Genomic DNA, 11114 nt, shown 5'->3' on the forward strand with positions numbered 1-11114 from the left:
TCGAGTCAAGCCTTATTTTCAAAGGCTTTTCGAGGTTATCGACGAGGTTGTTTGCGTTGCCGCTTGCCCTGTCGATGTGGCGCATTATAGAGATCCAGCTCACATTGGCAAGGCTTTACCGCAATAAAATTGCAAAAAAGTGCAATTTCTTGGTTATTCATATCAACACACAGCATTTATACAGACTTATCCACAACCAAGGGTGAAGTGAGGACGTTTTACACCGGATAAATGCCTTACAAGGGTACTGGCCTGGCACTCATCCACCATTGCCGCACTGTCGCGTCTAACGCGCAGCGCCCTCGACATCTTCTATATAAGAAGGCGTATGAGGCATATATAGAAGCACTTATCCCAATCCAGCCTCTTTGACCCAGCACGCTATCAGCTCGCCAGCGGGAAGATCCCGGCAGCCCGATACATCCTGCCCAGCCCAGAGCGGAGAGAAGCCACTGTCCCCCGCCTTCTCGGCGGCAGCACGCAGCGGTGCCAGTGCGCCACTGGCATAGGGGAAGTGAGGGGCAAGATCCGAGAGCGGGCCCAGCTCACGCATCAGACGGTTGACGATACCCCGCGCCGGGCGGCCACTGAACAGATTGGTCAGTGCCGTCTGCAGGCCTTGGGGTGAGTGAAGGGAGGCTCGATGCAGCGCCGAGGTGGTCGCTTCATGGCAGCAGAGAAAGGAGGTCCCCATCTGCACGGCACTCGCCCCCAGCGTCAGCGCGTTGGCGATCCCCTTGCCATCGACGATACAGCCAGCGGCGATCACCGGCAGATCGGTCACCGCGAGGATTTGCGCCAGCAGGGTCAAGGTGCTCTGCTGCAAGGCGAGATCATCAGAGAGGAAATGACCGCGATGACCACCCGCCTCCAATCCCTGAGCGATGATGGCGTTGGCACCGTGCTGAGCAAGCCAAATAGCCTCCGCCACCGTGGTGGCACTGGCAAATACCTTGGCCCCCGCAGCCTTCACCCGGGCAAGCAACTCGGGCGCGGGCAGGCCGAAGTGAAAGCTGACCACAGCCGGTCTGAACTCGGCCAACATGGCGGCATGTTCCCCATTGAAAGGCGCACGACTTGGCGCTGTCGTAACGGCTGGGGGAAGTATGCCGAACTCGGCGTAGTAGGGAGCAAGGCGCTGCTGCCAACTGGCCAGAGCAACGGGATCAGGTTCCCGTTGCCGATGACAGAAGAAGTTGATGTTAAATGGCCCAAGGCCGCTTTGGGTAAGTCGTCCCAGTTCGCTGCGCAGCTCCGCTGATGTGAGCATGGCGGCAGGCAAGGAGCCCAAGCCGCCCGCACGGGTCACGGCCAGCGCCAGCTCACTTCCCTGCACACCGGCCATCGGCGCCTGAATAATGGGATAACGCATTCCCAGCTCGGCAAACAGGCTCATCCTTTCACCCCAAGCAGCATTGCCCGTTCTTGCGGGCCAAACCGGTTGTTGCCATCCATCTGTCAGACTCCTTTCCGATAACCGTGGTTACACATCAGGCCCGCAAGGGGCCCGATGGTGAGTGAAGACTTAACGCACGCTGCGCAGCAGGAAGTCCGGCTGACCGCAGGAGCGGCGCTCGCGCTTTTGCATCTCGGCGGAGCAGGTGACCGCATCCGTCCCCTCTTTATTGACGCAGATATAGACCTCCCGCAGGAAGCGGCCACCATCGGCGCAAGCCACCGTGATGTTGTCGGGAGCCAGCCACTGGTTGGCGCTCGCCAGATCGGCCTTGAGCTGGAAACTGGTTTTGCGCAGCGGCTCTTCCGGGGATTGATAAGCCGCCGGGATCTTCACCTTCTGGCGCAAATCGCTCGCCAGCTGATGGAAGGCCTGCTGGCTCAAGCCGGAGCAGGTGCCGTGCTTCTCCCACTCATGGCGATAGAGGAAACGGCTGGGGTAGAGGTCGGCAAACTCGCTCTCCATATCGGGATTGAGCCGTTCGCGGGTGCAGTTGCTGGGGTAACCGCGATCGTACTGGGGCCAAAGACCATGCAGCACAAAGCCCAGCTTGCGGGAACACTGGTCCCGATCCGCCGGTTTGACGGCGCAATGCTCGGGCGACCAGGAGAGCGCCATGGCGTAATAGTCAAACTCCCCCGCCTCCCCTTTGGCCTGCACGGCCGAGGAGAGCAACAAACCACCCGCCAACAGGGCAATCATCTTCTTCATGTTTATATGTCCACCTAACGCGACTCGGGATGAAAGTCATGCTCCCATATTCTGGCGGCGGGAAACAGCCATGCCGAGACGCCGCGCGACAAGGGTCAGACCAGTCAGGGGTTTCACCAGAGGGCGAGCAGGGGTAAGCTGACCGACCGGTAGGCTCCTCGTCCACCACCAGATAATCCCTCTTGGCAACCACAGGATGTAACATGATCCGCAAGAATCCCTCCGGCCATCTGCCTGTCATCGACGAATCCGCCTATATCGACAAGACCGCCATCATCTGCGGCAAGGTGATCATCAAAGAGAATGTCTTTGTCGGCCCCTATGCGGTGATCCGCGCCGACGAAGTGGATGCCAACGGCGAGATGGAACCCATCGTCATCGGCGCCAACTCCAATATCCAGGATGGCGTGGTGATCCACTCCAAATCCGGCGCCGCCGTCACCATCGGCGAGTACACCTCCATCGCCCACCGCTCCATCGTCCACGGACCGTGCGAAGTGGGGAACCGGGTCTTTATCGGCTTCAACAGCGTGCTGTTCAACTGCCATATCGGCGATGGTGCCGTGGTGCGTCACAACTCGGTGATCGATGGCTGCGATCTGCCGCCGGAGTTCTACGTCCCCTCCACCACCCGCATCAACCAGCAGAGCGATCTGACCCATATCCCGCGGGTTTCGGTAGATGCCGCCGAGTTCTCCGAAGATGTGGCTCACACCAACATCGATCTGGTCAAAGGGTACAAGGCGCTCTCCAACGAGTTCTGATCCCTCTATTTCCCGCGGGTTTCGGTCGATGCCGCCGAATTCTCCGAGGACGTAGCCCACACCAATATCGATCTGGTCAAAGGGTACAAGGCGCTCTCCAACGAGTTCTGCTCCCTTTCTTTATTACCAGAGAACAAAACGGGCGCCGAGGCGCCCGTTTTTCATCTGACTATCTATGAAGGCTAGATGGCCCTGACGCAGGTGGCGGCATGAGCCTCATCCGCCAGATCCCACAGCGGATCACCAGTGCTCAGGTCGAGCAGCGGCAGCTCACCATCGTCATTGGCAGTCGCATCGCTACTCCAGTAGCGGTTGTAGAGCGGCCAGCCCTGCTGCTGAAGCAACTGATCCGTCGCGCCATCCTTGTTGTAGGCGGCAAACAGCACCTCCAGCTCGGCCCGGGTCGGCAAACGCCAGTCATCGTGGCCGCGCGCCACCAGCTGCTGGCAGTAATCCCGCGCCCGCGCCTGACCAATGGTCACATACTCCAGCGGGAAGGGATTGTAGTCACCATCGCTGTCACTGCTCACACCGTCATAGGAGATGGACAAACGCTCCGCCTCGTCCCTGGTCAACTGGCAGACAAAGGCCAGCTTGCCCGCCACCAGCTCGGGTTGACGGCAGCCCCGGGCAAAATCGGGCTGGGCATCGACCACCTGCACCGTCACGGTCAACGTGTGACGAGCCGTGGTCGCCACCAATCGTGCCGTACCGACCGCCACACCGCGGAACTCGCCCTGCGGACTCACGGTAGCAAACTCCGGCTGTTCGCTGCGCCACTCAACAGGCCCATCAAGCGGGCCGAGAGAGCCATCGCTCAGTTGCCACTGCAGTTGCAGAGGAAGCGTCCGCCCCACTTCCAGCTGAGGCTGAGCAGGCAGCACCGCCAATCCGGTGATCACCGCCCCCACCGGAGTAGGGTCATCCACCTCACTCACCCCCAACTCAGCAACAGTGGCCGGAGTGCGGCGCGGCTCGGCCGAGGCGCTGCGCAAAAACTCGCCGATGGCATCCAGCTCGTCATTGCTGAGGCCAAGGGCATGCAGGTGATCGGAGGCTTTGGGGAAGAAGGGATCATATTGATCCGCACCGGTCGGGAAGCCGACCCCGCTGCTCCACTTGGTCACGCCAAAGTTGTACATGGCCACCACCCCCTGCACCGAGCCGCCGATACGCTGGGCCAGGATCGGGAAGATGCCGTTGTGCATATAGGGGCCGGTAAAGGCGACGTCCCGCAAGCTGGGGGTCTTGAAGCGACCGATATCAGCCTTGTTGCGGGTCTGCAGGAAGCGCCCGCGATCTTCCAGCTTGCCACGACCGTAATAGGTGAGCCCCACACTCTCGAACCCGTGCTGACTCAGCAGCGGGCCGGAATGGCAGTTCATGCAGCGGCCATCGGTGCGGTAGAGGTGCATCCCCCACAGCGCCTTGTCACTGAGCGCCTGACTATCCCCTTTGACGAAGCGCTCAAAATCGCTGTCGCGGCTGATGATGGTGCGCTCGAAGGTGGCGATCGCCTTGGCGATCCGCTCCAGCGTGATCCCCTGATCGCCAAAGGCAGTGGCAAAAGCAGCCTGATAGTCGGGGCTGGCCTGCAAGCGAGCCAGCAGCTCGTCATGACTCAGCGCCATTTCGATGGGGTTCTGGATCGGGTGAAGCGACTGCTCCTCCAGCGTGGCGACCCGCCCGTCCCAGAACTGGGTCGAGCTGAAGGCGCTGTTGAGGATGGAAGGAGCGTTGCGATTGCCCTTCTGGCCCAGATGACCGACCGAGACACTCAGGCCGTCGCTCCACCCCTTTTGCGGATCGTGGCAACTGGCACAGCTGATATCCCGCCCCTTGGAGAGCTGTTTGTCGAAAAAGAGCTGCTGACCCAGCACCACCTTGGCCCGGCTATAGGGGTTGTCGGCCGGGAAGGGAACCGCCGGCAGCGGCCCCAGCTCCTGCCATTCCACCCCGTCATCCACCCGGGCGGCGGGCCATTGGGCTGACGCGCCGCTGTACTGGGCGCGCAGGGCCGCCATGTCCGGCTTGCTGCTGTCGCGCACCACAGAGGGGCGCACCGGATAGGGTGCCAGCGCATACCAGAGCAGCCCCCCCTCCCCCTCATCCAGCCAGGTTCGGGTCGCCAGTTGATAGAGACGGGGTTGACCCGCACCATCCTGCAACCAGATCTGGGCGGGCAGGCCAACAGCAAAGGTATTGGGATAGCGCCATGCCGACTTGTCACTGCTCAACAGCCGTTCGAACTCGGTGAGGGTCGGCAGGCGCCAGTCGCTGCGGCCGCAAGCGGTCAGCCCCGCAGCCAGTTGTGGCTGGCTGGCAACCGCCAACGCACTGGTGTCACTGCCATAAAGCCAGTACTGGCTACCCTTGACCCCGCTGACCGTGCGCACATCGTGCAGGCACTGCCAGGGGCCACGCACCACCAGCAGCCCCTGCTCATCGAGACGCAGCAGATCTGCCGTCTCCGGCTCGTCCGGCTGGCTGGGGTTGGCGGGATAGAGCTGGGTGCGGGCGGACTGGATCTGGGTGCTGTTGCTGCGCTGATACCAGCTGCGCGCCTGCTTGTCATCGCGCAGGGCCAACAGCATCTGCCAGCTATCGGCATAGTCGAGCACGGCACCCGGCTGGCGCTGGGCCAACAGGAAGGCAGCGTAATCCTGAAGAGCCGCCTGTTGCTGCAGGCGGATCTCCTCTGCCCTGCCCCACTCGGCCTGACTGAGGGAACCATCCCCGCTCTGATCCGCCAGCAGGAAGAGCGCCGTCTCCTCCTCATTCAACCCCAGCCGCGGCACGCTGTTGCGGCGCGCCAGCGTGATCCCGGCCGAGAGATCCGCCACCCGCACCGATACCGCGCGCAGCAGATAGCCCTCGTCGCTACCGAGCAGCTCCAGCGGTTGATCCAGTTGCAGACCTGCTGGCAAGTTGATGCTGGCAAGCTGGCCCGGTTCGATGGCCTGTTGCACGCGGATCCCGGTGGCGACCTGTTTCACCTCAAGCTGTGCTCCCGCCCCCAGCCGATCGGCCACATTGACCTCAATGGTCAGAGGAATCCGGGTATGAGTTTCCGGCGGCACTGTTGGCGGCGTGATGGGTGGCTCGGTCGGCTTGACGACCGGCGGGGTCACCTCGGGTGAGGGTGCCACAGACGTATTGCTGTGATTGTCATTGCATGCGGTCAGAGCCAGCAGGCTGAGCAGTAAAAGGCTGGTTTTCATTCGGTATGGTTGGGTGGTCAGACAAGTGCGCGATTATCCAATCAAATACCAATCATTATCAATTGCATTCAATTAATATGCTTTTTGACAACAACTCCTTATCAGCAACGCCTTACCACCCAATGAGAGAGGGCAGCCTCTTTGGCTGCCCTCTCTTGCTTCAAACCCGCTTGTCGAAAGCCCGACAATCTTCAGGAGCACTTCTTCAGGCTGATATGCCAGTTGGCGCCGGATTGCACCTGATGCTTGGCAGCGAAGCTGTCCATGTTCAGCGCCACCGACACCTGCAGCAGGCTGTTGAGGTAGACCAGCGGCTGACCTTCCGGCACATCGCCGAAGCTGCTGACGTAAGGGGCCTTGCCGTCATATTTGACCACATCCCCTTCGCGGATCTTGATGCAAGCGTTATCCCCCTTGTTGATCCCCGCCTTGGTCAGCAGGGCATCGTCGATATTGGTCCAGACGTTGCCGTACTGCACATCGAGGATCGGGATGGTGCCCTTGAGAGTGCCATCTTTCTCGGCGACCGCAGGCTGATAGGGAATCCTCACCACTTCGGCGGGCAGCAGCGGGCCCACCTGCTCGTAACTGATGGCGCCGGAGGCGAGCCGTGCGCCGGTGTAGGCGTACACATCACGGCCATGGAAGGTGTAGGACTTCTCGGAGCCCTTGAGGCGGTTGAGTTTCTCGTCAATCTGGCGCACTGCCTCGATACCAAAGTGCTCGGCCACCAGAGTCAGGGTGCCGTTGTCCGGGGTCACGATGTAGTGGCCGCTCCTGGTCTTGAGCACTACTGATTTGCGCTCGGTGCCGACACCGGGATCCACCACGCTGACAAACACTGTGCCCTTGGGCCAATACTGCAGGGTCTGGTAGAGGCGGTAGGAGGCTTCCCAAATATTGTAAGCCGGGATCTCGTGGGTCAGGTCATAGAGCGGCAGGGTGCGATCCACCCCGAAGGCAACCCCCTTCATGGCCGACACGGCGCCATCTTTCAGACCGAAATCGGTCTGGATCACCAGCGCTTCGTTGGCGGCGGCGATGCCGCTGGCCAGCATGAGGGCAAGCGCAATGGCGCGGGGAGCGGTACGAATATCCATATCTGAACTCCTGAATCATCTGAGGATAACGAAACGGCGACAGCCATTTAGACGTCCAGACTGCCATAAATAGATTTTTTTGCAAGGGATTTGCAACAAAGTGAGGGACGATTCGCAGAAATTGTGCTCGCCAAACGGCGACAGCGGGGGTATCAAAGGCAGAACGGGAAAACGTTTACAATACAGGAGCTCAGCACCATGACACAACCCGTACCGGAGATGATGACCCTGCTGCTGGAGATTGGTGAACAGAGCAGTCAGCTCTGGCTGAGCCAGCCAGATGCTGCCCCGTCACACTACCCGCTGGCCTTTGGCACCCACGCCATCCAGCCCGGACCGTTTCGCAATGCGCCACCCACCCCGCTCGAACTGGAGCGGGCCATCATGGTGGTGGAGGATGAGCTGATGCGCATCGCCCCGCAGATCCCGCCCGGCTTGCAGCTGACCCTGCGCAGCCAGCCGTCACTGGCCGAAGCGCTGGGGGACAACCAGCTCGACCGGGATCTGGTGGAGCAAGCCTTTGGCCAGCTGGCCGCCATGGCGGAAGGGGATCCCCTCGCCGCCAGCTTGCTGCCACGCGACGAGCACTTTGCCGCCGTGCTGCTGATCGTCAGGGAGTGGCTGCACCATCTGGCCAGCGAGAACGTGCTGATCGTGGAGTAGGGATAAATAAGTGGTGAGGGCTTCAGCTTCTGGCAAGGTTTGTCGGTGGATCCTGTCGGGATTTCCTTCGCGTATACTTTGCCCGTATGGCGCCCGCGCCCCTATCGGTACTCTAACCAGACACCTATGACCTTATTTTCAGGTAACCTCCCAGCCTTGCGCTGGCCATCGGCGTTTGCTCGCCAGTTCATCGTCAAAGTGGCCGGATTGGCCCTGCTCGCCCTGACCGGGTTGGGCATTGTCTTCTACTACACCTATCTCACTATCCAGCACGACATGGATCTCATCACCGCCAGCCAGAAGAACGTGTTCGAGGTCTTCTACCAACGGGCCAAGATCCTCAAGGTGGAGAATATCACCAGCTATCTGGCACAACACCATCTGCTCGATCAGCCACCGCCCCCGAATAGCGTCGGCAGCGACTATCTCTACGGGTATGACCTCAAAAGCAAATACCGCTTTGCCGATATTCCGCTGCAATACCCGGCAGCCAATATCCTCAACACCTTCCGCTATGCCCTCTCTTATTCGGAGGTGATCAATATCTACACCATCTGGAATGACTACCGGCTGATCGGCATGGTTGCCGACAACAATGTGCTGCCCACCAGACTGGCGCCGATCAAGGTGGATCTGATGACACTGCCCGCCTGGTATCACTACTTCGGTTGCGCCAGCTTTGCACCCGGCCGCCCCTTGTGCAGCGCCGATGAGGCCTTTGTCTCCGATATCGAGATCGACAGCTTCAGCATGCGCAACACCATAGTGATGTACTTCCCCTTCATTCATCAGTCGGGGCGCGGCGGTTACAAATACGGGCTGCTCGGTATCGACATCGCCGTCGATGAAGCATTTAACGATGTGCTGCGACCCTTCGACACCATCAACCCGACCCGCACCAACATATCGTTTGAAGCCGCCGAGCCCTGCCGCCCCAGGCATCTCTGCCTGAGCAAACCCTTTATGCGCACCAAGGCGGGGGATGATCTCTATCTAAAGTGGTCCTACAGCTGGTTCGATTTCGTCAAGCTGGCCCTGCAAAGTGCGGCCTTCAAGGTCTATCTCATCGTGCTATTGCTGGGCATGGTGGCCTGGAAGCAGATCTACCTGCGGCTGCGTACCCTGGCGCACACCGACCACCTGACCCGGCTGCCACGCAGAGATGTGCTCTGCCAGAGTCTGCTCCATGAGCACGACTACCTGATGATCCTCGATATCGACAACTTCAAGTCGATCAACGACACCTATGGCCATAGCGTCGGGGATCTGGCACTGGTCGCCTTTGCCCGCCATCTCAGAAGCAATATCCGCAAGGTGGACAGCGCCATCCGTTGGGGTGGCGAGGAGTTTATCGTGCTGTTCAAGGGGATGGAGGATGACGAGATGATGATCCACTCAGCTGGTCGCCTGCTGGATCGACCATTGGGGATCCCCGAGCTGCCCACCCCCATTACCTTCTCCGCCGGGGTGATCCGCATTCGTGACTACCTCACCGTCACCGAGGCAGTGCATCTGGCCGACGAGCTGCTCTACCACGTCAAACAGCACGGCAAACACAACATCGCCTGCTATGAGGGCAAAAAGATCCGGCTGATCCGCCCGTTGCCGGACGACGCAGAGGCATAGCCGCCTTCTGCCGCGTCCCCTGCTTCTGTTACCATCGCGGCCACGATCACTCATTGCATCGTGGCCGCAGGCCGCGATAACCCGACTGGTGCCCCTATGTCCACAGCCTCCTTTGCCGAACTGGCCCTCTCCCCCCGCTTGCAGCAGACCCTGACCGAGCTCGGCTATGCCGTACCGACCCCCATTCAGGCTCGCGCCATCCCGGTCATTCTGGGGGGGCGGGATCTGATGGCAGGCGCCCAGACCGGTACCGGCAAGACCGCCGCCTTTGTGCTGCCGCTGCTGGAGCAGTTGCTACAACAGCCGCAAGCAGAGCCCCGCCCGATCCGCGCGCTGGTGCTGGTGCCGACCCGCGAGCTGGCGGTGCAGGTCGCCGAGAGCGTGGCGCGCTACGGCCAGGGCACCGGTCTTACCAGCACGCTGGTCTACGGCGGGGTGAGTATCGCGGCGCAGGTAGAGGCGCTTCAAGCCGGGGTGGATATCCTGATCGCCACCCCGGGCCGTCTGCTCGACCATCTGCGTCAGGGGGCATTGAGCCTGGATAGCCTGCGCCATCTGGTGTTTGACGAGGCGGATCGCATGCTCGACATGGGCTTTATGGACGAGATCAAGGCGCTGCTCAAACAGATCCCGGCGGATCGCCAGACCCTGCTCTTCTCCGCCACCTGCGACGACAACCTGTTTGCCTTGAGCAAGGTGTTGCTGCGCGACCCCGAGCTGATTGAAGTGGCACCGCGCAACACCACGGCGGCCGAGGTGGAGCAGCGGGTCTACACGGTGGATAGCGATCGCAAGCTGGCACTGGTCGAACACATGCTGAAAGTGAAGGGGTGGGCACCGGCCCTCATCTTCAGCCGCACCCGCCAAGGGACTGACAAGCTGGCCCAGCAGCTTGGCAAGGCTGACATCAATGCGCTGGCCTTCCACGGCGATCTGTCGCAGAGCGCACGAGAAAAAGTGCTGCTGGAGTTTCGCGCCGGCACCCTGCAAGCGCTGGTCGCCACCGACGTGGCGGCCCGCGGCCTCGATATCAGCGATCTCAACTATGTGATTAACCTCGAGTTCCCCTTTGTGGCCGAGGATTACGTCCACCGTATCGGGCGCACCGGCCGCGCCGGCAACAAGGGGCTCGCCATTACCCTGTTCAGCCCGGAAGATGCACCGCTGCTGGAGAAGGTGGAAGCGGTACTCGACACTCGTTTGCCCCAGCAGTGGTTTCCGGGCTTTGAGCCGGATCTGACCCGCTTCGAGCCCGAGCCGCGCCGCAACAGCAAGACGGCTCAGAAGCAGCGCGCCAGAAAGCAGGCCCTCGCTGGCAACAAGGGTGGCAAGGGACGACGCTAATAACCTCCGCCAATCCCTTCAACCCAATCCCTGCAAACCCATACCTGCAAACCGGAACAAGTCCCTGTGCGGCCGGTTTTACCGCCGTGCGGGGGCGCAGCAACAAACCGGCTCACTATAAGCAGGATTTATGGGTTTTCCCGAAATGACCTAACTCCAGCTTATACCGGCCACCGCCACGCCCCGTCTGCCATAAAGGGGCAACAGCGGGGCTGCGAGCCCCATAAAA

General features: G+C 60.9%; 8 protein-coding genes. 4 read left to right on the forward strand and 4 right to left on the reverse strand.

Annotation, left to right across the window (positions count from 1 at the left end):
• Nucleotides 1-349: 349 nt before the first annotated feature.
• Together AB5Y82_RS02320 and AB5Y82_RS02325 are read right to left on the reverse strand one after the other, a co-directional pair.
• Nucleotides 350-1396, reverse strand: coding sequence for an NAD(P)H-dependent flavin oxidoreductase (locus AB5Y82_RS02320; protein ID WP_368173599.1), 1047 nt, complete (start codon nt 1394-1396; stop codon nt 350-352).
• A gap of 129 nt (nt 1397-1525) precedes the next feature.
• Nucleotides 1526-2167: a ribonuclease gene (locus AB5Y82_RS02325; RefSeq protein WP_267518499.1), complete on the reverse strand. Its 642-nt coding sequence runs from the start codon at nt 2165-2167 to the stop codon at nt 1526-1528.
• 203 nt (nt 2168-2370) lie between these two features.
• On the opposite strand from AB5Y82_RS02325, the gene AB5Y82_RS02330 reads away from it, so the two are divergent.
• Complete coding sequence (locus tag AB5Y82_RS02330; protein WP_005343397.1) at nt 2371-2931, forward strand: carbonate dehydratase; 561 nt, start codon at nt 2371-2373, stop codon at nt 2929-2931.
• A gap of 182 nt (nt 2932-3113) precedes the next feature.
• On the opposite strand, the gene AB5Y82_RS02335 is transcribed toward AB5Y82_RS02330, so the two are convergent.
• Both AB5Y82_RS02335 and AB5Y82_RS02340 read right to left on the reverse strand, forming a co-directional pair.
• Nucleotides 3114-6152, reverse strand: a complete 3039-nt coding sequence (locus AB5Y82_RS02335; protein WP_368173600.1) for a cytochrome c peroxidase — start codon at nt 6150-6152, stop codon at nt 3114-3116.
• A gap of 191 nt (nt 6153-6343) precedes the next feature.
• On the reverse strand, nt 6344-7252 hold the full coding sequence (locus tag AB5Y82_RS02340) for an S-adenosyl-l-methionine hydroxide adenosyltransferase family protein (RefSeq protein WP_368173601.1): 909 nt from the start codon (nt 7250-7252) through the stop codon (nt 6344-6346).
• A gap of 198 nt (nt 7253-7450) precedes the next feature.
• On the opposite strand from AB5Y82_RS02340, the gene AB5Y82_RS02345 reads away from it, so the two are divergent.
• From AB5Y82_RS02345 to AB5Y82_RS02355, 3 genes are all read left to right on the forward strand, one after another.
• A complete protein-coding gene (locus AB5Y82_RS02345) occupies nt 7451-7915 on the forward strand; it encodes a hypothetical protein (protein ID WP_368173602.1) in 465 nt (154 codons plus the stop codon).
• A gap of 156 nt (nt 7916-8071) precedes the next feature.
• Entirely contained in the window at nt 8072-9541 is a 1470-nt protein-coding gene (locus AB5Y82_RS02350) for a GGDEF domain-containing protein (protein WP_368173604.1), read from the forward strand.
• Nucleotides 9542-9637: 96 nt separating this feature from the next.
• Complete coding sequence (locus tag AB5Y82_RS02355) at nt 9638-10885, forward strand: DEAD/DEAH box helicase (protein ID WP_368173603.1); 1248 nt, start codon at nt 9638-9640, stop codon at nt 10883-10885.
• Nucleotides 10886-11114: the final 229 nt, after the last annotated feature.

This window comes from Aeromonas sp. s13 (assembly GCF_040907905.1).
Taxonomy (GTDB): domain Bacteria; phylum Pseudomonadota; class Gammaproteobacteria; order Enterobacterales; family Aeromonadaceae; genus Aeromonas; species Aeromonas veronii.

Bases quoted from the DNA above. Each gene is read 5' to 3' on its own strand.
- AB5Y82_RS02330 (WP_005343397.1), top strand. From the start codon at position 2,371: ATGATCCGCAAGAATCCCTCCGGCCATCTGCCTGTCATCGACGAATCC.
- AB5Y82_RS02355 (WP_368173603.1), top strand. From the start codon at position 9,638: ATGTCCACAGCCTCCTTTGCCGAACTGGCCCTCTCCCCCCGCTTGCAG.
- AB5Y82_RS02335 (WP_368173600.1), bottom strand. From the start codon at position 6,152: ATGAAAACCAGCCTTTTACTGCTCAGCCTGCTGGCTCTGACCGCATGC.
- AB5Y82_RS02345 (WP_368173602.1), top strand. From the start codon at position 7,451: ATGACACAACCCGTACCGGAGATGATGACCCTGCTGCTGGAGATTGGT.
- AB5Y82_RS02340 (WP_368173601.1), bottom strand. From the start codon at position 7,252: ATGGATATTCGTACCGCTCCCCGCGCCATTGCGCTTGCCCTCATGCTG.
- AB5Y82_RS02325 (WP_267518499.1), bottom strand. From the start codon at position 2,167: ATGAAGAAGATGATTGCCCTGTTGGCGGGTGGTTTGTTGCTCTCCTCG.
- AB5Y82_RS02320 (WP_368173599.1), bottom strand. From the start codon at position 1,396: ATGAGCCTGTTTGCCGAGCTGGGAATGCGTTATCCCATTATTCAGGCG.